Raw genomic sequence first — 25,108 nt, forward strand, 5'->3', positions numbered from 1 at the left:
CCGTTCTACCTCTCGGTGACGGTGAGCGTGCCGGTGGCAAGCGTGGCATTGCGCTCGGGCTGATACATGTCCTCAACCGTGGTGCCGGGCAGGATGTAGCGGCCAGGCGCTACCGCGCGGACGACATAGGCGACCTTGGCGGCCTGATCGGTGAACGCGGCGACGAAGCGGTCGTCGCGGAACTCCGAATGGGTGACGTCGGTGAGGTCCTTCAGCCAGGCCATGCTGCCCGTCTCGCCGGTGACGACCAGATTCGGATTCTCGATCTCGAAACCAGCCGGAAGCCGGTCCACGAGCAGGAAGTTGCCGGTCTGGTTGTCGCCGCTCCGGCTTGCATTCAGCACCACCACCAACCGAGTGTTCTGCTTCACCTCCGCGGGGTCCACGGCCTTTCCGTCGAGCGAGAAATAGGTGCGCGTCAGGTTCATGCCGTTGTTGGCGGCCGGCTCGGGCACCACGGGCGAGCCGGAGACCGCGACCACGGCCTGTAGGGCCGAGGCGCCGGGATTGGAGACGGAATGCGGGGTCTTGAGCGCCTCGCCGCGATAGACCTTGTAGAAGGCGCCCTGCTGTTCCGAGCCATCGGCGATCAGCCTGACGGAACGGGCCTGGTCGGCGACACTGCGTGCCGCGAGCACCATCCAGGTCATCTCCTGGGTCGAGGCATAGCGGGATCTGGAGCGCGCATCGGTGATGACCTTGAGCGCCGCCTTGATCACCGGCAGGCCTGCATTGCCGTCACCCGCAAGCGCCACCACCGCCGCGGCGTCGCGCAGCGGCGAGCCGTAATTGCGATAGGCTTGGCTGGCATCGACAGTCTCCTTCTGGAGCGCTTCGGCAGCCGAGCCGAATGCCTCGCCGGCCCGCGGCTTGTCGCCGAGCATGCCGAGGGCCGCGGCGATCTGGGCCCGCGCCATGGCGCTGCCGAACTGGCCGATCTTGGTATCGGCGAGATATTTCAGATCACCTGCCGGCGCCCTGCCGGCCCGAGCCAGCGTGTAGAGCGCGTAGGCGATGTCCTCGCCCTTGCCCTCTTCCACGTCGGGCGCATTGCCGACACGGTTGCGCAGATAGTCGACCGCCTGGTTGAGCGCCAGTTCCGGCACGGCGAAACCCTTCTCGCGGGCCCGCAGCAGGAAGTCGGTGACATAGGCCGACAGCCACAACTCGCCGCTGTCGGCATTCCACAGGCCAAAGGCGCCGTTCGAATCCTGGCGTGCGAGCAGGCGCTGAACCGTATCGCCCAGGCGCTCCTTCACCGTGCCGTCGAGATCGATGGCATTGCCGCCGAGCTCACTGAGATAGAGCAAGGGCAGCGCACGGCTGACGAGCTGTTCCGAGCAGCCATAAGGATAGCGATCGAGATCGCGAAGCAGGCCGGGCACGTCGAGTGCGCTGAACGGCCCCACTGAAAGCGAGACCCCGCCGGTGCCGGGTACCATTTCGGCAACCAGGTCGGCATTGACGGTGATGCCGCCGCCATTGGCGGCAATCGTCTGGATCGTGCGGCGTGTCACCGGCGGATTGGCCGGCAGGATGCCGAGCGTGAAGCTCTGGTCGATGGCGACATTGCCGGGACCGGCCAGGGTGGCGACCAGCTTGCCGGTGCCGATACCGTTGGCGGTAATGGGAATGTTCACCGGCGTGCGCGAGCCCGCGGCCCCGATCTTCACGGTCTGGTAGAGAGCTGATGGCTCGGCGCCAACGGGTCCTTCCATAGTGACGGCGAGCGTGTAGTCGCCCGGCGCGGCCTCGGCATTCACGAGGTCCAGGCGGAAGCGCGACTGGTCACCTACCGCAAGGAAGCGCGGCAAGGTGCCGGCGATCACCACCGGATCGCGCACTTTGACGTCCGCCGACGCATGGCCGACCTTGGTTGGCGTCCAGGCCACCGCCATCACGCGCACCAGGCCGTTAAAGGCAGGGATATCGAAGCTGATCTCGGCCGTGCCGTCGGCACCGACTTCGATCATGCCCGAGAACAGCGCCAGGGGTGCCTGAGTCGGCGGCGGACTGTTGAAATTGGCCCCGCCGTCGCCGCCGGTGCGTATCCGCCCCTTCGCCCCTTCCATGCCGTCGATCAACTGGCCGTAGAGATCGTGCAGCTCAGCCGAAAGGCGCTTCTGGCTGTAATAGAAAGTCTCGGGCTCCGGCGGCTTGTAGCCCGTCAGGTTGAGGATGCCGACATCGACGGCCGCCACGGTGACATAGGCTTTCTCGCCGGCGAGGCCCTCGACCTTCACCGGCACTTTGAGAGGCTGGCGCGGCTTCATGAGCTCGGTCGGCGTGAGCGTGACCTTGAGCGTGCGCTCATTGCGGTCGATGCCGAACCAGGCGAGGCCGATCGCGCGCGTCGGCATGCGCTTGGCGGCGACGTCCATCGGCCGGAAATGGGTGACCACGACATAGGCGCCCGTGCCCCAATCCTTGCCGACGGTGACGGGAACGGTGGTCCCCTTCTCCGGCACGTCGACCAGGGTAGAGGACAGCAGTTTCTCGCCGACCACCTGCACCGCAGCCTTGCCAGCGAAACGGGCATCGATCTTGACCTGCAGTGTGTCGCCGGTCTTGACGCTCGTCTGGTCGAGGGCGACCGGCAGCATATCGGGCGTGTCGGCCTTCTCGCTGGTGTAATAACCCGCATAGAAGGAGCTGGAGGAAGAAGACAATCCATCCGCCGAGATTTCGAGGCGGTACTGGCCCCACTGCACCTGCGCCGAGATCTGAGCGGGCTTGTCGGCCGCGAGGTCGACCGTGCCGCCGCCGACCTTGCGCGCGGTGGTGACGGCTTCATAGTTCCAGCGATTGTTGCTCTTGTACCACTGATAGGTCGTGGTGAGACGCTTGAGCGTCCAGGTCGCGCCCTTGGCCGCTACCTGGTTGCCCTGGGGATCGACGGCAATGGCGTCGAACAGGGCCTGCTGCCCCTCGGGCACCGTGCCCTCGGCGAAGCCGGGCTTCAAGGCCAGCATCGGGCTGGTGGAGGCGATCGGCAGGGAGGCCGAGCGTACGACGCCGCGGCCGCCGCCTTCCTTCATGCGGATGACGAAATTGGCCTTGAGCGGACGAGTGGTCGTCGGCAGTTGCGGCAGCGGCACCGTGAACTCAGCGTGGCCCTTGTCATCGGTCTGGGCGAGATCGTCGACGGTGTTCTGCACCGTATCGACACTCTCGTCCGACAGGCCGAAGGCATAGTTCTTCCATTGCGAGAAGGGCTGGCTGTCGGTCGAGACCGAAACGTCACCCTCGATGTCAAGGCCGGCAGCCGGGGCGCCGAAGAGATAGCGGCCATCCACCTTCAGATTGGCGCCGCTGGTGCGGTCGATGCGGGTGCCGGAGGTGGCGAGGTCGAACTCGATGCGATCGGGCACATAGTCTTCGACCAGGAAGGTGGTCTCGCCGACCGGTGACGCCTTGGGATCGGTGTAGGCGACGACGCGCCAAGTGCCGCTGGCGGCGGAGGGAATGATGGCGATATCGGCCGTGCGGCCGCCGGCGCCCTGGTCCTTCAGCACGGTGCGGGAATATTCGACGCCGTCGGGGCGCTGAACCACCATGGTCACCGGCACGTCGGCCAGGGCGTTGGCATTGCCGTCGCGCAGCAGGATGGCTGCATGCACTGTCTCGCCGCGGCGATAGACGCCGCGCTCGACATAGACGAAGGCATCGGCCGGGCCTGGCGGATCGCGCCCGGTGACGCCGCGATCGGTGAGGTCGAAGGCCTGCTGGGTGAGATCGATGAAGGCGTAGTCGTTCTTCTCGTCGGAAGCCACCACCAGCGCCGGCTCCTGGCCTTCGCTGCCCTTGGTCAGGCCGGCATCGAAGAAGGCGGCGCCATCGGCACCCGTCTTCGCCGAGCCGAGAATCTCGTTGTTGCGGGCTAGCAGGCGCACCGTGACATTGGCGAGCGGATCGGCAGACGCGATCGAACGCAGGAAGACGTGCAGTCCATCCTTGCCCTTGAGAGTGGTCAGGCCGAGATCGGAGACCACGAACCATTGCGTGGCGAGCTGGCTGTCTTCGTCCTCCTTCACCTCACCGGGCTGGGCCGTCATCACATAGAGGCCGGGCTCGATCTTGCCGAGCGCCTCGTCGACCGGAAAGGCGGTGGTGACATCCTGATTGGCGGTGCTGGCAAGGTCCATCGTACCCTGCCAGACCTTCTTGCCCTTGGTGCGGGCGATCTCGCCGGCCTGAGAACCGTAGATCTGCTCGAGGAAGTTGGAATCGATCACGGCCGAGATCAGGCTGCGGTCGCCGACCCGATAGAGGGCGAGCCGGGCCTGGGTGGAGTTGACCGAGACCAGCGGAATGCCGGCCTGGCCGGTGCGCGGCAGGACATAGCTCTTGCCGACGAACTGCACAGACGGCAGGCGGTCGCGCACATAGATCTCATAGTCGGCGTTCTTGAGCAGGCTTTCGTCCACGGCTGAAGGCAGGCCCTGGCGCACAGTGACCTTGTAGCGCCCGCCATGCTTCAGCCCTTCGACGCACAGCTTGGTACCGTCGACGGTAACGGCCGACACAGGGCCAGGCTCCTGGGTGAAATAAGGGGCATAGTCGCTGACCGCGTTGCTCAGCGGATCGGAGAATTGGAAGCACAGGCGCGGTTGCGGCGCATCGCTCTCCACGGTGTAATCGGTGATGCGGAAGCCGTGCTCCTTGCGCACCTCTTCATAGGTTTCGCGAATCTCCGCATTATCGACCAGATCGAGGCTCGCCCGATAGGCGTTGAGGGCCGGGCGCCAGTCCTCGCGCTTGACCAGGGCCTGGGCGACATCGTTCAGCGCCTCCGCTTGTTCCTGCGGTGTCCTGGCAAGCTGATAGGCCCGAATCGAGGCACCGAGCGCCTTGTAGGGCAGTTCATACCGGTCCTGGCTGTTGAAGGGCTCGGCCACCAGCAGCAAATCGGCGAGGCGCTTCCACATCGCGCCGTCATTGGGTGTCAGGGCGATGAACTGTTCCACCACCACGGCGGTGTTGCGGGCATTGTCGGAGCTGACGGCGGCCTTCAGCTCCTCCTGAAGCTGCGGCGCGCTCTTCTTCATGGTCTTGGCCAGCTTGGCGATGCTGTCCTTGTAGCTGTCCGCCGCATAGGAATAGCTGTCGGCCTGGAACAGCGGGGCCGCTTGCGCCGGACCAGCAGCCACCCAGCTCGACACGGCGAGCATGAGCACGAACGCTGAGAAAAACCGCACGAAAACGCCGTGGCGCGTTGCCTGCCTGACCATCTTGCCTGTCCTCTTAGCCGCCCCTCGGCCTATGGCGGCGGTCCTTTCCACGCTAGCGTGCCGGCGTGACCGTGGCGTGTCGTCAGCTATGGAGGGACGCAATCCATAGCTGACGACACGCCACGGTCACGCGATACGCATGGGGAGCGGGCCACCGAGCCACAAGACTAAGGGCGCCCCGGGTCGGCGGCAATCATGATTCAGAGAGTTTTCACCATCTGTACCGGTGGGAACAGCGCGCGTACCGGTGTTTTTGCAGCCGGCTTATTTTTTCCGCGCGAGAGGGCTGGACAACCTCGGAGGCGCTGGCTATAAGCCCGCTCTCGCTTCGGCCTCGGCTGACGCGCTGGATGCCTAGGTAGCTCAGTTGGTAGAGCATGCGACTGAAAATCGCAGTGTCGGCGGTTCAATTCCGTCCCTAGGCACCATCTCCCCTTTCCAATTTTGGCGACCGACAAGAAAGATGCATGGCTGCTGCCGTTTGCTGACCGGTGTCGGCGCGATAGCCGCGGTCCATTTCAGCCAATTGGCGCCCGGGCCCGGCAGAACGAGGTCCTGAACCGTCACCGGGGCGACAAGCAAAACCCGGTCAGAAGAAGCCTTGTGCTTCTAACCGGGCAGGAGTCTGAAACGGCCGGGCCAATTCGCACGCATCCGGCCGAATCTCTCACGAGTTCCCGTCCGAATACGCGCCGGCCCTGCCCTCCAGCGGTAAAAGCTATTGCCAGGTCCAACGATTGTTCAGGACCGCTCCGCGCTCCAGTGTCGGATTGCTACCCCATTTGCGCTCGCCCCAGGTCTCGTAGAGGGCCAGATCAAGGGCGTTGTCCTCCCGGATCTTCTGGCGCAATGCCTCGCCGATATCCTGGCTGCGCAGCGCATTGGCAGGCGCGGCATTCTCATGAGGCAGTTTTTCGAATTTCCAGCCGATATCCTGGGTCATCTGCTCCATCACCGCATCGCAGTTGCGATAATCGCCGACGAACCAGAACGTCTCGAACTGCCTGGAGAGAAATTCGAACCTCTGGCGCTGGCTCATCTTGCGGATGCCCAAGGAGGACAAACCGAAATAATGCCTGAAATAGAAGCGGCTGATGCGGTTGTGCTTGTTGGTCGGATACCATTGCTCGAAGGACATGCCCACGATCCGATGTCTCTCGGGCGTCTTCTGCAGGAAATTGTAAAGCGAGACGTAGAAGGACACCGGCTCCCTGAGCAGGCCGATCTCGCGAATGATGCGGCCGTCGAAGCCCCTGGCTGCGGCGCGCGGCAATCTATGCCCGAACAGGATGCGGATTTCGTCGCGATCGGCCTGAGGTACACGAGCCTGCGGATCGAGCCAGGGCCGTTGTTCGGGCTTGGAATAGATCACGGCGGAACCGCGCGGCGGGACATCGTGCAGGAGATAATCCCTGACGCTCAAACCGGCGCATTTCAGAATATGCGGAAACAGGTAGACTGTTGTGTTGCTGCTCATCAAGTCTCGCAGGCTCGCTCCTCCCGCCCACAGGCCGGAAGTCTTGAACCGCTCACCCCTCTTTCTTGGCCAGGATGACATTCATCGTGAATGCTCCTGGTGCCATGGAAACCATCGCCCCCGCGACAGTGCCAAGGCTCATCCAGTCAATCGCTTGAAGGACCCGCCGGCGTCCGTCACCGTTGAGATCGAATAGATATAGAAAGTTTCCGGCATGGCAACGGAACTGTCCGGGTAATCGAGCTCGATCGCAACCGACCGTATCTGTGGAAACAGATTGCAGCCCCTTCTCGCGAAGGAGCTGCTCGATGGCTTCGCCCCGTTTCAGACCTTTCGGCGGCGACGGTACTGATCGATCACCACGGCGGTGACGATAATGGCACCGAGCACGATCTGCTGCAGAGAGGCCGGCACGCCCAGGAAGGTGAAACCCGACTGCACGACGCTGAGGATCAGCAGGCCGATCACGGTGGAGGTGATGCGTCCCACGCCGCCCGACAGGGACGTTCCCCCGATCACCACGGCTGCGATCGCCTGCAGTTCATAGCCCAGGCCTGCACCGGCCTGGCCCGAACCGCCGCGGGCGATCATCACCACGGCCGCCAAGCCCGACAGCAGGCCGGCAATGCCATAGACCTTGACCAGATGCTTCTTCACGTCGATGCCCGACACGCGCGCCGCCTGCATGTTCGAACCGATCGCATAAGTGAACTTGCCGTAACGGGTGTAGCGCATGGCGATGTGGAAGATCAGCGCCACCACCAGGAAGATGGTGATCGGCAAGTTGATCGAGAAATCGCCGAAGATCTTGGTCGACGAACCAATCATGCTGAAGGAGGGCGTGAAAGTGCTGATTGGCGCGCCATTGGTGTACCAGGTGGCAAAACCGCGGGCCGAAACCATCATGCCGAGGGTGGCGATGAAGGGCGGCACATTGGCATAGGCGATCAGTGCACCATTGACGACGCCGGCGAACAGCCCGGCCGCCAGCCCTGCCAGCACCGGCACGATGAAGGGCAGGTCGGACAGATGGGGATAGACGATGGAACGGGCCGTCGAGACCTGCGCCAGGCTGGCCGCAATCATCGCCGTTGCCCCCACCACCGAACCGGAAGACAAATCGACGCCGCCGGTGATGATGGTCTGCGCCACCCCGACGGCGATGATGCCCACCACCGCCGTCTGCAGGAAGATGATGCTGAGACGATCCGCATTGAACAGGAAGCTCTGCTGCTTGACCGGCCAGCCCAGTGCCTCGAACAGCAGGCCGATGCCGATCAGCACGACCAGAATGCTGACTTCCTGCGGTATGCGCCGGCGCGGCGACGTCGTGGTGGTTCCCGGTGCCTTGTTCGCAATCTCATTGGTCGACATGACGTCCTCCGTTTCCCCATTCCCGGACTTCGTGCATTTCCATTTCGAAGCCACTGCGCCGATCCATCAGGAATCGACCGGGCAGCGCCTCTTTTCCATGCGCGGCTACCAGCCGTGTCTGTCGTGTTCTTATCCCTCTCATCGCGCTGCCAGCTCCATGATGCGGACCTGGTCGGCTTCCGACCGATCGAGGATACCGGTGACGTGACCCGCATGCATCACGACGACCCTGTCGCTCATGCCCAGAACCTCGGGCAGTTCGGACGAGATCATGATGACTGCGACGCCTTCTCCGGCGAGCTTGCTGATCAGGCGGTGGATCTCCGCCTTGGCGCCGACATCGATGCCGCGCGTCGGCTCGTCAAGGATGAGAATGCGCGGCTTGGTCAGCAGCCAGCGGCCGATCAGAACCTTTTGCTGATTGCCGCCAGAGAGATTTTCGATGCGCTCGTGCATGTTGGGAGTCTTGACCCGCAGGGTCGAACTCATTTCGCTGCAAGCCGGCACCACTTCACTGGAGGCGACGAAGCCAGCCTTGACATAGCGTTGCGTCAAAACCGCCATCTGCATGTTCTCGAGGATATCGAGAATGAGGAAGCAGCCGGTGTCCTTGCGGTCTTCGGTGAGAAAGGCCATCCCGTTGCGCATCGCGACGGAGGGCGACCCGATGCTGACCTGCTTGCCGTTGATCGCGATGGTGCCGCTCGTCGCCGGCGTGACGCCGAAGAGCGTCTCCGCGACATTGCTGCGCCCTGCCCCGACCAGCCCTGCAAAGCCGAGGATCTCGCCGGCGCGCAGGTCGAAGGAGACATCGGAAAAGACCCCTTGGAGCGTCAGATTCTTGACCGACAGCACGACCTCGCCGATCGGAACCGTCTCCTTGGGGAACATCTGCGTGATCTCGCGCCCGACCATGCGCCGGATGATCTCGTCACGGGTGAGGTTCTCAGCCAGGTCGGTTCCGATATATTTTCCGTCCCGGAAAATCGAAACCTCGTCAGAGATCTCGAAGAGCTCGTTCATCTTGTGGGTGATGTAGACGATGCCCTTCCCGGCCGCCTTGAGATCGTGGATGATCTCGAACAGATGCGAGACCTCGGTCTCGGTCAACGCCGAGGTCGGCTCATCCATGATGAGCACGTCGGAGTTGTAGGAGATGGCCTTGGCGATCTCGACCATCTGCCGATTGGCTACGCTGAGCGTGCCGACCTCGGCCGCAGGGTCGATCTTGATCTTCAATTGCTCGAACAGCTTGGAGGTGCGGCGATTGAGTTCGGCATGGTCGACGAAGCCGAGCCAGGTCAGCGGCTCACGCCGGATCCAGACATTCTCCGCCACCGTCATGTACTGCATCAGGTTGAGTTCCTGATGGATCATCGCCACGCCGTTTTCCAAGGCATCGAGCGGTCCTGAAAAACGCACTTCCTGTCCGCGAAGCTTCATCGTGCCGGCATCGGTCTGATAGACGCCGGCGATGATCTTCATCAGCGTCGACTTGCCGGCTCCGTTTTCACCCATCAGGGCGTGCACCGTGCCCGGGCGCAGCTTGAACGAAACATTGTCGAGCGCGAGAACGCCGGGGAACCCCTTGCGAACGCCCTCCACTTCGATCAGGTAATCGGACTTGGCTTGCCCGGCCCTTTCGGGCGCGGTCGATTGTGCGACGGCCATCCTCATTTCCCCTCTGCCAGCGCCATGCTGCCGACGTGCGTTCTGGTCGCCCGAAGCTTGGCTCCGGACCTGCGGCCAGACAGGCGGTGAATATTTCCAGGTCCCTCCGGCATCGACCGGAGGGACTTTGGCGCGATTGCGCTCAGTTCTTCTTGAGGTACTTGTCCATATTGGCAGGCGTCACGAGTTCAAAGGGCACCCACACCATCGGATCGGCGATCTTCTCGCCCTTGGCCAGCTTGAGCGCGGTATCGACGGCGCCCTTGCCCTGTCCTTCGGCATTCTGGAAGACGGTGACCTGGAGATCGCCATCCTTCATCGCGCCGAGGCCGTCCTGCGTCGCGTCCACACCACCGACGATGGTCTTGCCGCCGGCAATCCCTGCCTGCTTCAGCGCCTGAATGGCGCCGATCGCCATTTCGTCATTGTTGGAAACCACGGCCGCCGGCTTGATGCCCGAGGTGATCCAATTGGTCATCAGATCGATGGCCGCGGTCCGGTCCCAATTGGCCGTCTGCTTCTGCAGGATCTTGATGCCGGTGCAGGGTTCCTTGGCGATGACGTCCTCGACGTCCTGCGTGCGCTGGCGGGCCGCTTGGTTCGACAATTCGCCCATGATCACCACGATGTCGCCCTTGCCGCCCATCAGCTTGCAGATCTCCTGCATCTCGAGTGTGCCGGACTGGGCCTCGTCGGAGCCAACGAAGGCGACCTTCTCAGGCAGCTTGGTATCGGACGGCATGCGGTTGACGAACACCAGGGGAATACCCGCCTCGGTGGCGAGCTTGGTCATCTGCGGGGTGGCATCGGTATCGACGGGATTGACGATGATCGCGTCAACCTTCTGAGCGATGAAGTTCTGAATCTGGCTGAGCTGCTTGTTGACGTCGTTCTGGCCGTCCTCGACCTGCAGCTTCACGCTCGGCAGCGTCTTGGCGTAGTCCGTCATGCCATTGCGCAGCACGGTGAGGAAATTGTCGTCGAACTTGGCCATGCTGACGCCCACGCTCTGGGCGGACGCCGTGCCACACAGCAAAGCCGTCGCGGCGAGGGCAAAAAGGGTCCGTTTCATCGTGTCTCCTCCCTGGGTCGGATGTCCGGCAGCACCCGTCATTTTCCGGATAATCCCCTTGCGGGGAATTGGTAGACCGTCAAAACACCTTGCGATTTGCTGGAATCATCCAGAATTACAAAGGCCCGTAGAAACAAAGGCTTGGAGCAAAACGCGTTCATGCTCGAACGCGTTTTGCTCAGGACATCAACCCTGCCGCGATCAGAGCCATGCTCGCGGCGATGCGATCCTGGATCTGCCCGGCATCCATTTTCTGTATGCTTTCGGCGAAAGGCTCGAAGGAGAGCGCACCGGTATAGCCGCCGGCGCGCAGCGCCTTGATCTGAGCGATATTGCCCAGACGATCGTCCGCCCCGACAAGGCCGCGATGGCTGTCCCGCATCTCCTCCACCGCTACGGACGTGTCGTCCACGCCGGAGATATGGACCAGCCCAGTGCGGTTCGGGAACAATGCCGCCTCACCGGCAAGATGATGATGGAACGTATCATGCACCAGTTTGAAGGTCCGCGCACCATCGACCGTATCGATACCGGCGACCGCTTCCGATTTCAGGCGCAAGGAGCAGATTTCGAAGCCGAGCGGTTCGACGAGACCGCTCAGCCCGCGTGACGACAGGATCGGCTTGAGCGCCTCCAATGCCTCGATCAAATTGGGAAGGCGCTCACCATCGCCGCACCCGTCACCGTCATTGCGCGGCACCAGCACGAGGGCCTTGGCGCCTGCACCGGCCGCATAATCGGCAAGCTCTTCCGCTTCCGATGCCCGCGCCGCGGTCCACTCGTTGAAGCGTTGCAGGGCATTGATCGACAGGATTTCGACACCGGCTCGCCGCGCTTCCTCCCGCATCGAAACCGCGGATGTCCCATCGAGTATGGCATTGCCGGCGAGATCGTTGCGGATCTCGACCTCGGCGATCCCCAGATTGCGGGCGAGCGCGAAGAATTCCGCAGGCCGCAGCTTCGGCGCGGTCATATGGTTGAGAGCGAAGGATTCGGCTCCGCCTGTCATGAAACACTCCTTGCAGGCGCAAGCGCCTGATTTCCAACCTCGCCAGCGCCAGTTTCCGACGCCATGTGCTTTCCGGTACCTGTCATCAAAATAGAATGATTGGACCGTTTTTGATCTTAATTGGAATTAATATTCTATTTTTGCACTGCGCTGTCAAGTGCGCATTTCTTTTGCGCGCTCGCTCGCGCGCGCTGCACCATCGGTCGCCGGGATCGCGCGCGCCATTGCGGTTGGCCGGGCCCGGCAACATGCCCGGCCGCGCTCCGCAAGGCCGAGCAGGCGTCAAACGTTCTAGATATTTTCGGGAAGATAGAGATTGAAGGGCAGGAAAACCTGTCCGGCTCCTTCCACGCTGCCCGCAAGGCAGGCCTGCGCCATGACGCGGATGAGTTCCACGGGCAGTTGCGGCAGCGGTGTCGCGATGACGAAGGAAATCACCTCTTCGCTCAAGGCCAGGCGCGAGCCCGGCGTCAGCTCGGGACAAACCGCCACCAGCCCTTCCGCCTTTTCCTCGCGCAAGGCGGCAATCACGCCCTCCATGCCGCCGCCGGCCACATAGAGCCCCGCCAGATCCGGATGCCGCCTGATCAGGCCGAAGGTCGCCTCATGGGCGATGCTCGGTTCCTCGAGATTGACACGGCTGTCCAGCACCTCGAAATCGGGCGCATGCTCGCGGAAATAGCTGCGCAGCCCGATTTCCCTGAGTTCATGGCCGTGGAAACGATGGCTGCCGAGAATGATGCCGACCTTGCCGGGCCGGCGTGCCGTCCGCGCGATCAGCCAGCCAGCGGTGCGTCCTGCCTTGCGATTGTCGAGGCCAACATAAGCCGCCCGATGTTCGGCGGCGAAATCGGACAGCAAGGCGAAGACTGGCACGTTGCGGGCCTTTAATTCGGCGACGGCCACGGTGATCTGGGGATGGTCCACCGACACGACGGCCAAGGCCTGGCACCGTTCACCCAACCGGTGCATCCGCTCGGCCACCACGGTCGGCGAGGTGTCGCCATGATGCTCGATGATGGCGGAGATGCGATAGCCGGGCGCCGAAGCGGCCGCTTCGGCGATGGATTGGGCCAGCAAGCTGTAGAAGGGAGACTCGGATTTGAGCAGCAGGAAGCCGAGCCGCAAATGCGGCGTATCGCGATCGAGGCGCTGCTGGATCAGCCCAGCGGCGTAGTAGCCGAGTGCCTTGGCCGCCTCAGCCACGCGCCGGGCTGTTTCCGGCCGGACCGGAAGCCTGCCGTTTAGTACACGGTCAACGGTTGCGGGACTGACACCCGCCTCCCTCGCGACATCCTGGATCGTGGGCCTTGCCATGGCTGTCTCTGATGGAATTACATCATGATGATAGTCGTTTTGACGTGTTTTGATAGAAACTGTCAACCGCCCATTGAGCCCCGCACCGGTGCGACATAGCATCGATGTCAAGGATGAGGCCTGATCGGAACCGGGCCGGACAAGGGAGCTCCGCAATGATGCCGACCCGGCGCGACTACAGTCTGATCGGGCGCGATGCCCAGGCCGCCGTCGAGAGTGGCCTGGCCGCCGCCGAATGGTATCGGTGCGATATTCCCCGCAAGCGCATGAAGGAACTCATGCAGCGCAAGGATGCTCCGGCGATCCGCGACACCGCCCTATGGCTGGCCGGGCTGTTGGTGAGCGGCCTTGCCGCCGGAGTGCTGTGGGGAAGCTGGTGGTGCGTGCCGTTCTTCGCACTTTACGGCATTCTCTACGGTTCGGCTTCGGACTCACGCTGGCACGAATGCGGGCATGGCACCGCCTTCCGTACGCGCTGGATGAATGATGTGATCTATCACATCGCCTGCTTCATGATCATGCGCGAGCCGACGATCTGGCGCTGGAGCCATACCCGACACCACACCGATACCATCATCGTCGGCCGCGACCCCGAGATCGCCGCCATGCGGCCGCCGGCAATGCTGCGCCTCGTCTCGAATGTCTTCGCGATCTCCTCGACCTGGGCTGCTCTCAAAAGCCTCGCCCTGCATGCCACCGGCAGGCTCAGCGAGGAGGAAGAGACCTTCGTGCCGGAGATGGAGCGCGGCAAGGTCTATCTGGTCGCCCGCATCTGGCTCGCCATCCATGCCGCCACCGTCGCACTCTCGCTAGCACTGCAATCCTGGCTGCCGATGATGTTCGTGGGTGTGCTGCCTACCATGTATGGTGGCTGGCTCACCCTCTATTTCGGGCTGACGCAGCATGCGGGCCTGGCCGAGAACGTGCTCGACCACCGCCTCAACTCGCGCACCGTCTACATGAACCCGTTTTTCCGCTTCGTGTACTGGAACATGAATTATCACGTCGAGCATCACATGTTCCCGATGGTGCCCTATCACGCGCTCCCGGAACTGCATAAGGCCATGCTTGCCGACACGCCGACGCCCTACCGCAACACGATCGCGGCCTATCGCGAGATCATCCCGGCCCTGTTTCGACAGAGGAAGGATCCCGAATATTTCGTGCGGCGGATGCTCCCTGCAAGCGCCCAGCCCTATCGCCCCGACCTGCATGGCGAGGTGATCACGCCCGACGACCCGCGTGCCCGTTTCGCCGGCCAGCACCACTGACAGACACAAGACGCAAAATCACATCGGGAGGAAAAAATGAGCACCTGGATCGACGCCTGCGATAGCGAGGATATCGAGCAGGAAGATGTCCTGCGCTTCGATCATGCCGGCCGCACCTATGCGCTCTATCGCAGCCCGGACGATGAATATTTCGCGACGGACGGGCTGTGCACCCATGAACAGATCCACCTCGCCGACGGCCTGGTGATGGACGACATCATCGAATGCCCCAAGCACAATGGGCGATTCAACTACAAGACCGGAGAGGCCAAGGGCGCCCCCGTCTGCATCAACCTGAAGACCTATGCCGTCCGGCTCGCCGACGGCAAGGTCCAGATCCAGCTCGGTTGATCCGATGCAACCGGGCATGGTCATCGTCGGCGCCGGCGAGGCGGGCGCCAGGGCCGCCTTCGCCCTTCGCGAGAACGGCTGGGCAGGCTCCATCACCCTGATCGGGGACGAAGTTCACGCCCCCTATGAGCGTCCGCCCTTGTCGAAGGCGACGCTGCTGGACGAAGCCGGCCCTTCCCCGCGCTATATCGTGGCGGAAGAGCGCTTCGAGGCCGATGCCATCGTCCATCTGGCCAAGCGCACCGTCGCAACGATCGAGCGGGACAGGCGGCTGGTTCGGCTCGATGACGGCAATGCCCTCACCTATGAAAAGCTGCTCCTTGCCACCGGCGCAGCGCCTCGCCGGCTGCCCCTGGCTGGCGCGAACAGGCCCGGATGCGTGACGCTGCGGCGCTTCGAGGATGCCCTGCATCTGAGGGAACGTTTTCGTCCGGGTGCGGAAATCGTCATCATCGGCGGCGGCTTCATCGGGCTGGAACTCGCTGCCAGCGCCCGCCAGCGCGGCGCGGCGGTCACCATCATCGAGGCACTTCCACGGCTGCTCAGTCGGGGGGTGCCCGCCGATATCGCCGAGGTCGTGCAAGAGCGCCATCGAGCGGCAGGCTGCACGCTGCTGTGCGGCGAAGGCATCTCCGCCATCGAGGAGGAGCCAGACGGCCTCGCCGTCCGCCTTACCAGCGGAAAACTGGTGCTCGCCGACCTCGTCGTTCTCGGCGTCGGTGCTTCGCCCAGCACAATGCTGGCTGAGGCGGCAGGCCTTGTCGTTGACAACGGCATCGCCGTCGACGCCAGGCTCCGGACAAGCGACGAAGCCATCTTCGCGGCCGGCGATTGCTGTTCTTTTCCCCTACCCGTCTATGGCGGACGGCGCGTGCGTCTGGAATCCTGGCGCAACGCCCAAGAGCAAGGCGCGCATGCCGCCCGCACAATGCTGGGCGAAGACGTCGCCTTTGACGCCGTTCCCTGGTTCTGGTCGGATCAGTATGACCTATCCCTGCAGGTCGCCGGACTGGTCGACGAGGGGCGCCATACCATTCGCCGAGACGGTGCGGACGGTTCCTTCATCCTCTGCCATCTCGACGATGGCGGACGCCTGGTCGCCGCCAGTGGCATCGGCCCCGGCAATGCCGTCGCCAAGGATATCCGGCTTTGCGAGATGCTGATTGCCAGGCGCGCGCACCCGGACAGGGACAAGCTCACCGATCCCAACACCCGCCTCAAATCCCTTCTCGCTGCCTGATCCGTCCTGCGCCTCGACGATGCGATCTTACCGCAGCCCCCTGGAGACCGTCATGGCCCGCCTTCGTCCCACCGTTGCCGACCTGCTTGCGCTTCGCGGCAAGAAGCAGATCGCCAAACTGAGAGTCACCACACTGGAAGAGGCCGAGGCGGCCGAGCGCGCCGGCATCGGCATGCTCTCGGTTCCCCCCAAGCTGATCGCCGAGCCCGCTTTCCGTGATGCGGCACCGACGGCCTTTGCGGTGACCGGGCTGGAACATGGCCACTACGTCAGCGCGGAAGACTATCTGCGGGCCGCCTTCCTTGCCAGGCAGCAGAGTTCAGACGCCGTCTATTGCGCCGCCAGCCTTGCCACCATCCGGCGGCTTCGCGACGAAGGCATTCCCGTAGTGAGCCATGTCGGCCTGATCCCCTCGCATCGGACCTGGACCGGCGGCTTCAAGGCTGTCGGCAAGACCTTCGAGACCGCCTGGCAGGTCTGGCAGCAGACCAAGGCTCTCGAGGAAGCCGGTGCTTTTGCGGCGGAGATCGAAGTGGTGCCGGTGGAGGTCGCCGCGGCCATCGGCCGCCGGACCAGCCTGTTCATGATCTCCATGGGCGCCGGCGGAGGATGCGATGCGCAGTACCTGTTCGCAGACGATGTGCTCGGCGCCCATGACGGGCATTATCCGCGTCATGCCAAGGTCTATCGCAATTTCCGCGCTGAATATGAGCGCCTGCAAAAGGAACGCATCGCGGCATTTTCCGAATACAATGCCGACGTCGCCAATGGTGCCTTCCCGGCGCCGAACCAGGTCGTCGGCATTGCCGGCGAGGAACTCGAGCGCTTCCTGAAGGCGCTCGATGCCGACGCGGCCTGATCGCAGGCACTGTGAGGCCGCTCCCGAGGACGCAGGCGTCTCGCCCATAGGCGCTAACTTTGCGGCCAGAGGCGTAGGTAGCAGGAGGGTCGATCTGGAGATCGATCCTCCAATCTGGTGCCACCACCCAAAGTTAGCGCCTATGGGCGTCTCGCCCCCGCACCCAAAAGACGATCAGGCGATCGGTGGCGCCGAGGCGATATCCGTGTCGAAGCAGCGATCAATCACGCGCTGCAGATTGGCGGCGTGGCGGAAGCTGGGTTCGGCGTTCTCTCCGCTCTGCACCGCCGCGATGAAGCGCTGGTAATTGGTCTTCACCGGATCGGCGTGCAAATCGCGCCAGGCCTGGGTGTGGATGCCGTCCCCGGTGCAGATGCGCAGGCTGGTAAAGGGGCCGTGATTGATCTCGATCGCGCCCTTGGTGCCGAAGACACTGAGCTTCAGCGTGTTGGCATAGCCAGTCATGAAACGGCTGGTATGGATCACGCCCAGCGCGCCATTTTCGAAACGCACCGACATCACCGCGCTGTCATTGGCATCGAGCGGATAGTCGCCGATCCGGTCGCCCGATGCCTTATGGAAAGTCGCGAGTTGCGCCTGCAACGCGACCGGCGTCATGCTCACGGCATAGCTGGCGAAATCCAGGATGTGGATGCCGACATCGCCTAGCACGCCCTTGGAGCCATGCTCCTCCGACAGACGCCAGAGCCAGCGCGGCTCGGTCGACCAGTCACCCCAGTGATTGCCCACCAGCCAGCTCTGGCGATAGGAGGCCTCGACATGGCGAACCTCGCCGATCTCGCCGCGTGCAATGATGCCGTGGGCCGCTTGCAGCGCCGGCACATCCCGATAGGACAGGTTGACCATGGCAATCAGGCCGGCGGCCTCGGCCGCCGTCGCCATCTCGTCGGCCTGCGGGAAGGTTTCGGCCAGCGGTTTCTCGCACAGGACATGCTTGCCCGCGAGGATCAGCTTCATCGTGGTGGGATGGTGAAACCTGTCGGGCGTGACATTGGCTACGGCATCGAAGCCGCCCCAGGCGATCGCCTCGTCGAGATCACCGAAGGAGTGCGGGATGCCATGCTCGTCGCTGAACTGGCGCGCCCTCGCATCATCGATGTCGACGCCCGCCACCACCTCGGCATCGGGAGAGGCCTGGAAGTGCCGGGCGTGATTGGCCGCCATATTGCCGGTGCCGAGCACGAGAATGCGGATCTTGGACATGGAATGATCTCGGGAGCGCGGACATCCCGTCCGCTCTTGGAAACGTCAGGCGATCAGGAAGTGCGGACATCGCGACGTGCAAGCATGTCGCCGAGATGTCCGCGCTCCAAATTCACCGGAAGCCTTCTTCACCATCCTCGTGGAGCCGTGGCCCCTTCACTTCCAGAGGCACGGGCGCCTTGTCATGCGGCGTGTTGGGCGCTTCGTTGACTCGCTTCCAGGCCGTCGCGGGATTGAAAGCCCATTTCACCGCGTTGCCGAGCACCTTGCGCACGGTGGCGTTGTGGTAAGTCGGATAGGCCTCGTGGCCCGGACGGAAGTAGAAGATCTTGCCGGCGCCGCGCTGATAGGTCAGCCCCGAGCGGAAGACTTCGCCGCCTTCGAACCAGGAGATGAACAGCGTCTCCATCGGCTCGGGCACGGTGAAGGGCTCGCCATACATTTCTTCATGCTCGATCTCGAAATATTCCGGCAGGCCTTCGGCGATCGGGTGGTTCTTGTTCAGCACCCACAGCCGCTCGACCTCCCCGGCCTCGCGCCAGGACAGGGCACAGGGCGTGCCCATGAGCTGCTTGAAGATCTTGGAAAAATGGCCCGAATGCAGAACGATCAGGCCCATGCCCTCCCAGACGCGCTCCTGCACGCGCTTGACGATCTCGTCCTTGACCTCGCCGTGAGCAGTGTGGCCCCACCACAGCAGAACGTCGGTATTCTTGAGTTTCTCGACGGTCAGGCCATGCTCGGGCTCGTCGAGAGTCGCGGTACCGACACTGATGCCCCCGGCCTCCTCCAGCGCCGCCGCAACCTCGCCATGAATGCCCTTGGGATAGAGCTGGCGCACCAGGGCGTTGGTCTGCTCATGCCGGTTCTCGTTCCAGACGAGTGCGCGGATAGTCATGTCGGATTTCCTTTGCCGTCAACGGCGATTCAAAGCGCTTTAATTGAAATCTCTGCCACATCCTGGGGCATGATTGAAGGTGGGATCTGAGGATATTTTCAGGTCCGGCGAAGCTCGCCGGGACCGATGCTCGTTGCACCGGTGGCGGGCGGCTACGCGAGGAGTTCCCGGAGGACGCCCCTGGTGCCGTCCGCCAAGGTCGTTCTAGGCCTGGAGCCGCCGCAGGGCCGCCCCGTCGGCCTTGAAGACATGCGACAATTCTCCCGGCACGCCGATATTCACCTTGGTCGCGGCGACCACGGGTGCGTCCCCGGCATGGCGCAATGTCACCAGCCTGCCGTCCGCCGTGCGCACATAGAGGAAATGGCTTTCGCCGAGTTCCTCGACCACTTCGACATCGCCGGTGAACGAGGCCTCCCCGCCGGTTTCCTGCAGATGTTCGGGCCGAATGCCGAGCTTCACCTTGTCGCCGGCACGCACGCCGTTGCCGTCGACCTTGGCCACCACGCTGCCCCCGCCTGGCAAGGCGACTTTCACGCCGGAGGCGTCGGCCGCCTGCACCTCGGTATCGATGAAATTCATCTGCGGCGAACCGATGAAGCCGGCGACGAACAAATTGTGCGGGTTGTGGTAGAGTTCCAGTGGCGCGCCGACCTGCTCGACATTGCCCGCGTTCAGCACCACGATCTTGTCGGCCAGCGTCATGGCCTCCACCTGGTCATGGGTGACATAGACCATGGTGGCGCCCATCTGCTTGTGTAGCTTGGCGATGGAAATGCGCATCTGCACGCGCAGCGCCGCATCGAGGTTGGAGAGCGGCTCGTCGAACAGGAAGACCTTGGGGTTGCGCACGATGGCGCGGCCGATGGCGACGCGCTGGCGCTGGCCGCCGGACAGCTGCTTGGGCAGGCGCTCGAGCAGCGGCGTCAGTTCCAGGATCTTCGCTGCCTCGCGCACCTTCTGGTCGATGGTCTGCGTATCGGTCTTCGCCAGTTCCAGGCCGAAGGCCATGTTCTGATAGACGTTCATGTGCGGATAGAGCGCATAGGACTGGAACACCATCGAGATGCCGCGATCCTTGGGGGTCTTGTCGTTCACGCGCTGTCCGTCGATCAGGAGGTCGCCGGACGTGATGTCCTCCAATCCGGCGATCAGGCGCAGCAAGGTCGACTTGCCGCAGCCCGACGGACCGACGAAGACCACGAAGTCCCTGTCTTCGATGTCCAGGTTGACGCCATGCAGGGTCTCGATCCGGCCAAAGGCCTTGCGGATATTCTTGAGTGTCACACTCGCCATTTGCTTAACCCTTGACGGCGCCAGCGGTGAGACCCGCGACGATCTTGCGTTGGAAGATGAGGACGAGGACGATGAGGGGCAGCGTCACGATGACCGAGCCGGCCATGATGTTGCCCCAGGGCAGTTCCTGCTGGCTGGCGCCGCTCATCGAGGCGATCGCCACCGGCACGGTGCGGTTGTCGGGCGAGAAGGTCAGCGCGAACAGGAATTCGTTCCAGGCCGCGATGAAGGCGAGCAGGCCCGTCGTCACCATGGCCGGCCACATCAGCGGCATGAACACGCGGCGTACCACCGTCCAGGGGCTGGCGCCGTCGACGAAAGCCGCTTCTTCCAGTTCCCGCGGCAGTTCCTTCATGAAGGTGGTGAGCACCCATACGGTGAAGGGCAGCGTCAGGATCAGGTTGGAAAGCACCAGCGCCGGCATGGTGTTGTAGAGGCCGAAGGCGCGCACAACCTCATACATGCCCGACAGCACCGCGACCTGTGGGAACATCGACACGGCCAGGATGGTCATCAAGAGGAGGCCCCTGCCCTTGAAGTGGACCCGGCCCAGCGCATAGGCGGCCGTCACCCCCAAAAAGAGCGAGATCAGCACCACCGTGACGGCGACGAGGATCGAGTTCCAGATGTTCCAGGCAAAGGGCTGCTGCTCGAACACGCCGACATAATTGGAGAAGTCCAGACTGTCGGGCAGCAGCGAGGTCGAGAACAAAGCCTGGCCCGTACGCATCGAGGTGATGATGGCGTAGTAGAACGGAAAAACGGCGTAGAGGACGATGACGACGACCAGCAGCCAGAATCCGATGGGTTTGAGGACCTTGGTCATCGCGTTGCATCCTCCGAAACACGCACCTTGCCCACGGTCATAGCCAGCACGGTGATGATGCCGATCACCAGGAACAGCAGCGTCGCCGCTGCCGAGCCGAGCCCCGTCTTGGCGAAGTCGACCAGTTGCAGCCGGGCAAAGCCCGACATCGAGATGGTGTCCCGGCTACCCGAGGTCAGCACATAGATCAGGTCGAAGATGCGCAACGCGTCGAGGGCGCGGAAGACCACAGCCACCATCAGGGCCGGGCGGATCAGCGGCAGCGTCACCTTGAAGAACACCTTCACGGGGTGGATGCCGTCGACCTTGGCCGCCTCATAGCAGTCGGATGGCATCATCTGCAGTGCCGCCAGGATCAGCAGGGCCATGAAGGGCGTCGTTTTCCAGACATCCACCATGATCACGGCCCACATCGCCGTCTGCGAATTGGCGGTCCAGGCCACCGGGCTCGAAATGATGTGCAAGCTGAGCAGGATGTGATTGAGGATGCCGAACTGGTCGTTGAGCATCCACAGCCACATCTTGGCCGAGACGATGGTCGGAATGGCCCAGGGGATCAGCACCGCGGCACGGACGAAGGCGCGCCCCTTGAAATTGGCGTTCAGCACCAGCGCGACGATGGTTCCGAGCACCGTCTCCAGGGCCACGGATACCAGCGAGAACCACACCGTGTTCCAGACCGAAAGCCACCACACCTTGTTGGCGAGCAGGCCGATCCAGCGCCCGTCGACATTGGCCAGATAGTTCGAGAAGCCGACGATCTTGTAATTGCCGGGACTGCTCAGCTTGGCATCGGTGAAGCCGAACCAGATGGTGCGCAGCAGCGGCCACCCGGCGACGACAGCCAGCACGACCAGCATGGGCAACAGGAACAGCCATGCCGACCGAACCCTTGTCCGTGTCAGTTCTGATTGACTTGCCATTGGGGACTCCCAGAGGGAAGCAGGAAGAGTTGGCCAGCGGATGCGCCACCACCCAAGTCGAAATTCTTGAAGTCGGAGCGCATGAAGTCGAGATGCGACCTGCCAATAGCCACGCCCACGGGGTCAGGACCCAGGCTTCGGCCATGCGGCTGGAGAGGGAAGGAAGGAAGAAGAAAGAGCGCCGCGAACCGAGGGTTCGCGGCGCAGTCGGGGAGGATGTTACCAGCCCGAGCCCTTGATATTGGCGAGTTCGCCGTCAAGGTCCTCGAGAGCCGTCTCTGCTTTCGCCTTGCCGGACAGCACGCTGGCAATCGCGTTCCAGAAGGCATTCGAAACTTCGTTGTAATTGGCGCCGGTGATCTTGGAGGGACGGGCGACTGCGCTGGTGAAGGTCGCTTTCAGGTCGCCGAAGAACGGTACGGCCTTGAGCACGTCCGGGTCTTCGTAGAGGCTGGCGATGGTGGGATTGTAGCTGCCTTCGATGGCGCGGCGTTTCTGCTCCTCCTTCGAGGTCAGATAGACGGCGAGGTCGGCGGCAAGATCCGCCTTCTTGGAATATTTGGAGACGGCGAGTTGCCACCCGCCGAGCGTACCTGTGTTCTTGCCGTCGGCGCCGCCCTTGGGCAGGGCCACGACCCCGATCTTGCCCTTGACCGGGCTGTCGGCGCCATTGCCCAACGACCAGGCATAGGGCCAGTTGCGCATGAAGGCGGCGTTGCCCGACTGGAACACGCCACGCGCTTCCTCCTCGCCGTAATTGAGCACGCCATCCGGCGCAATCTTGCCGATCCAGGAGGAGGCCAGCGTTACCGCTTCCGCCGCCTTGGGATTGTTGATGGTGATCTTGCCTTCCGCATCGACGATGGTGCCACCGCCGTAGGAGTCGATCCATTCCAACGCATCGCAGGTCAGACCCTCATAGGCCTTGCCCTGGAACACGAAGCCCCAGAATTTGTCGTTGCCGCCCTTGCGCTCTCCCTCCTGAACCTTGGCCGCGGCCTCGGTCATTTCCTGCCAGGTGGTCGGCGGCTTCAGCCCGTTCTTCTCCAGAAGATCCTTGCGATAGTAGAGCACGCCCGCATCGGTGAACCACGGCATGGCGACGAGCTTGCCGCCCACCGTGTTGTTGTCGATGATCGCGGGGAAATGCTCCTTCTCGGCACCCTTGGTGTAGGGGCTGAGATCAATGAAGTGATTGGCGAGAATGCCGGGCCAGATCACGTCGATCTGGAAGACGTCGATGTCGCTCGCACCAGCCGACAGCAGCTGCTGATAGAGCGCCAGCCTTTCATTGGTATCGTTGGGGGTCGAGACGATCTTGACGGTATTGCCGGTCTTCTTGGCCCAGGCTTCCGCGCCGCTCTTGCACAGGGCCAATTCCTGGCCGACTGCGCCGCAGGAAATCGCGACTTCGGCAGCGCTGGCAAAGCTCGTGAGAGCGATAGAGGCAGTCGCGGCCAAGGCCCAACGCATGAACATGCGGTCTTCCTCCCTTTAATGTGCCGTAGCTGCCTCCTCTATGGCAGGTCAGCATAGGCAACCGACATTTCCTCGTTCGAGGTCTCTTTTAGCAGAGCTTCTATAATCTACTTCAAAGCGCTTTGAATTCTAATTCCGACAAAAGTCCGCCTTTGTCAAGGCAACCACATGGCAAAACTGCGTAACAACTGGGGCGCCCGAACAGATCCTCCGAAAGTGGCATGCTCCATTGAAATATTTTGATTGAAATTCAATGCCGCTGATGTTTTTTGAGCGAATGCGTGAGAAACTTGTGAATTTCCCAACAAATACGGCGGTTATGCTACCTATTTGACGGAAAAGAACTAAGCTGACTCAGAAAAAATAATAGAAAGCGTTGGCCCAAAGCGCTTTAATGAACAGATGCGGTCTCATCGCTGCTTGCGGCTGGGGGAGTTGCCTAGAAGGGTGCGCAGTATCGCGAGCTATTCGCTGTGCCCGACGGATATTTCTCTCCGATCCCGGCAAAACGGGTCCGCTTCTGTTCATCGAGAGAAACGAGAAGGCCTGGAAGGAACGTTGCGGTGAACTTGAAGGAACTGTCACAGCATCTGGGTCTGTCCCAGACGACTGTCAGCCGCGCGCTCAACGGCTTTCCGGAAGTTGGCGAGGCGACGCGCAAGCGCGTGCTGGAGGCGGCCGAGACCTACCAATATCGTCCCAATGCCAGCGCACGCAAACTCGCGACCGGTCGCGCGGGGGCGATCGGCATCGTGTTTTCGTCCGAACGCAACATGCTGCTCGATCCGATCTTCACCGATTTTCTCGCCGGCGTCGCCACCCAATGCTCTCGATCCGACAATGACGTGCTGGTCTCCTCCGCCCAGGGCGACGAGGCCGGTACCTATCGACGCCTCGCGCGCGTCCGGTCGGTCGACGCCGTGCTGCTGTCTTCCCCGACGATCGACGATACGCGCATCGCATTGCTGCAGCGGCTGGGCATGCCCCTGGTCATGCATGGACGCACACAGACCGGCCTGCATTATCCCCATCTCGACATCGACAATGAGGGGGCCTTTCACAAGGCCACCACGCTGCTGATCGATCTGGGGCACCGGCGCATCGGCCTGCTCAACGAAAACCTGCGCTTCACCTTCGCTACGCATCGTTCGCAAGGCTGGCGCCGAGCGTTGACCGCCCGGGGGCTCACCGCCTCTCCGGAACTCGAAGGCGGCGCCCGCATGACTGAGGAGAACGGCTACCGCATGGCCCGTGGCCTGTTCGAGCTATCAGACCCGCCGACGGCCCTGCTCTGCTCGTCGATCTTTCTCGCCCTCGGGGCCATGCGGGCGGCCCGGGAGACAGGCCGGGTCGTCGGCAAGAACCTGTCGCTGATCGCCCATGATGACGGCCTCGACGCCATCCGGCCGGAGACACTGACGCCAGCCCTCACCACCACTTTCTCCTCGATCCATGCCGCCGGAATCCGGGTGGCCGAGATCGCCATGGCCTTGGCCAACAGCGCCAATCCCGCCGCCATCGCAGAGATTTGGCCTGTCGATCTCGTCTTCCGCGGCTCCACCGTGCCGCCCGCGCCCTGACTAAAGCAAA

The 25,108-nt window shown here is 62.9% G+C and carries 18 protein-coding genes and 1 tRNA gene; 6 read left to right on the plus strand and 13 right to left on the minus strand.

Annotated elements, in window-relative coordinates; all coding sequences use genetic code 11:
* Positions 1-5 precede the first annotated feature (5 nt).
* Positions 6-5,231, minus strand: coding sequence for an alpha-2-macroglobulin (locus ACN6KF_RS11840; protein WP_434957017.1), 5,226 nt, complete (start codon positions 5,229-5,231; stop codon positions 6-8).
* 352 nt (positions 5,232-5,583) lie between these two features.
* Between ACN6KF_RS11840 and ACN6KF_RS11845 the strand changes: the two genes are divergently transcribed.
* Positions 5,584-5,659, plus strand: a tRNA-Phe gene (locus tag ACN6KF_RS11845).
* A 290-nt stretch (positions 5,660-5,949) separates the two neighbouring features.
* On the opposite strand, the gene ACN6KF_RS11850 is transcribed toward ACN6KF_RS11845, so the two are convergent.
* From ACN6KF_RS11850 to ACN6KF_RS11875, 6 genes are all read right to left on the minus strand, one after another.
* Positions 5,950-6,708 carry a hypothetical protein gene (locus ACN6KF_RS11850; RefSeq protein ID WP_434957018.1) on the minus strand — a complete coding sequence of 253 codons (759 nt, stop codon included), beginning with the start codon at positions 6,706-6,708 and terminating at the stop codon, positions 5,950-5,952.
* Positions 6,709-7,032: 324 nt separating this feature from the next.
* Entirely contained in the window at positions 7,033-8,082 is a 1,050-nt protein-coding gene (locus tag ACN6KF_RS11855) for an ABC transporter permease (RefSeq protein WP_434957019.1), read from the minus strand.
* Positions 8,083-8,220: 138 nt separating this feature from the next.
* Positions 8,221-9,753: a sugar ABC transporter ATP-binding protein gene (locus ACN6KF_RS11860; RefSeq protein ID WP_434957020.1), complete on the minus strand. Its 1,533-nt coding sequence runs from the start codon at positions 9,751-9,753 to the stop codon at positions 8,221-8,223.
* 142 nt (positions 9,754-9,895) lie between these two features.
* Positions 9,896-10,825 carry a sugar ABC transporter substrate-binding protein gene (locus ACN6KF_RS11865; protein ID WP_434957021.1) on the minus strand — a complete coding sequence of 310 codons (930 nt, stop codon included), beginning with the start codon at positions 10,823-10,825 and terminating at the stop codon, positions 9,896-9,898.
* 178 nt (positions 10,826-11,003) lie between these two features.
* On the minus strand, positions 11,004-11,834 hold the full coding sequence (locus tag ACN6KF_RS11870) for a TIM barrel protein (RefSeq protein WP_434957022.1): 831 nt from the start codon (positions 11,832-11,834) through the stop codon (positions 11,004-11,006).
* A gap of 291 nt (positions 11,835-12,125) precedes the next feature.
* Positions 12,126-13,151, minus strand: coding sequence for a LacI family DNA-binding transcriptional regulator (locus ACN6KF_RS11875; protein ID WP_434957023.1), 1,026 nt, complete (start codon positions 13,149-13,151; stop codon positions 12,126-12,128).
* 155 nt (positions 13,152-13,306) lie between these two features.
* On the opposite strand from ACN6KF_RS11875, the gene ACN6KF_RS11880 reads away from it, so the two are divergent.
* From ACN6KF_RS11880 to ACN6KF_RS11895, 4 genes are read left to right on the plus strand one after another with little or no spacing between them, the layout of a single operon-like run.
* Positions 13,307-14,422, plus strand: a complete 1,116-nt coding sequence (locus ACN6KF_RS11880; protein ID WP_434957024.1) for a fatty acid desaturase family protein — start codon at positions 13,307-13,309, stop codon at positions 14,420-14,422.
* A 36-nt stretch (positions 14,423-14,458) separates the two neighbouring features.
* Entirely contained in the window at positions 14,459-14,773 is a 315-nt protein-coding gene (locus ACN6KF_RS11885; protein WP_434957025.1) for a MocE family 2Fe-2S type ferredoxin, read from the plus strand.
* Positions 14,774-14,789: 16 nt separating this feature from the next.
* Positions 14,790-16,013 (plus strand): NAD(P)/FAD-dependent oxidoreductase, encoded by a 1,224-nt coding sequence (locus tag ACN6KF_RS11890; protein WP_434957026.1) that lies wholly within the window; start codon positions 14,790-14,792, stop codon positions 16,011-16,013.
* Positions 16,014-16,065: 52 nt separating this feature from the next.
* Complete coding sequence (locus ACN6KF_RS11895) at positions 16,066-16,872, plus strand: 3-methyl-2-oxobutanoate hydroxymethyltransferase (protein WP_434957027.1); 807 nt, start codon at positions 16,066-16,068, stop codon at positions 16,870-16,872.
* Positions 16,873-17,046: 174 nt separating this feature from the next.
* On the opposite strand, the gene ACN6KF_RS11900 is transcribed toward ACN6KF_RS11895, so the two are convergent.
* The 6 genes from ACN6KF_RS11900 to ACN6KF_RS11925 form a co-directional block, all read right to left on the minus strand.
* The gene (locus ACN6KF_RS11900) at positions 17,047-18,087 is read right to left on the minus strand and encodes a Gfo/Idh/MocA family protein (protein WP_434959659.1); all 1,041 of its coding nucleotides are present in this window, start codon (positions 18,085-18,087) and stop codon (positions 17,047-17,049) included.
* Between the two features lie 121 nt (positions 18,088-18,208).
* The gene (locus ACN6KF_RS11905; RefSeq protein ID WP_434957028.1) at positions 18,209-18,994 is read right to left on the minus strand and encodes a ThuA domain-containing protein; all 786 of its coding nucleotides are present in this window, start codon (positions 18,992-18,994) and stop codon (positions 18,209-18,211) included.
* Between the two features lie 204 nt (positions 18,995-19,198).
* Positions 19,199-20,290 (minus strand): ABC transporter ATP-binding protein, encoded by a 1,092-nt coding sequence (locus ACN6KF_RS11910; protein WP_434957029.1) that lies wholly within the window; start codon positions 20,288-20,290, stop codon positions 19,199-19,201.
* A 4-nt stretch (positions 20,291-20,294) separates the two neighbouring features.
* Positions 20,295-21,116: a carbohydrate ABC transporter permease gene (locus ACN6KF_RS11915; RefSeq protein WP_434957030.1), complete on the minus strand. Its 822-nt coding sequence runs from the start codon at positions 21,114-21,116 to the stop codon at positions 20,295-20,297.
* Positions 21,113-22,039 carry a carbohydrate ABC transporter permease gene (locus tag ACN6KF_RS11920; protein ID WP_434957031.1) on the minus strand — a complete coding sequence of 309 codons (927 nt, stop codon included), beginning with the start codon at positions 22,037-22,039 and terminating at the stop codon, positions 21,113-21,115. The genes ACN6KF_RS11915 and ACN6KF_RS11920 overlap by 4 nt, the downstream gene beginning before the upstream one ends.
* 219 nt (positions 22,040-22,258) lie before the next feature.
* Positions 22,259-23,518, minus strand: coding sequence for an ABC transporter substrate-binding protein (locus ACN6KF_RS11925; protein ID WP_434957032.1), 1,260 nt, complete (start codon positions 23,516-23,518; stop codon positions 22,259-22,261).
* A 563-nt stretch (positions 23,519-24,081) separates the two neighbouring features.
* Here ACN6KF_RS11925 and ACN6KF_RS11930 point away from each other — a divergent pair.
* Positions 24,082-25,098 carry a substrate-binding domain-containing protein gene (locus ACN6KF_RS11930; protein ID WP_434957033.1) on the plus strand — a complete coding sequence of 339 codons (1,017 nt, stop codon included), beginning with the start codon at positions 24,082-24,084 and terminating at the stop codon, positions 25,096-25,098.
* The last annotated feature ends 10 nt before the right edge of the window (positions 25,099-25,108 follow it).

This window comes from Labrys methylaminiphilus subsp. lupini (assembly GCF_051161885.1).
Lineage (GTDB): Bacteria > Pseudomonadota > Alphaproteobacteria > Rhizobiales > Labraceae > Labrys.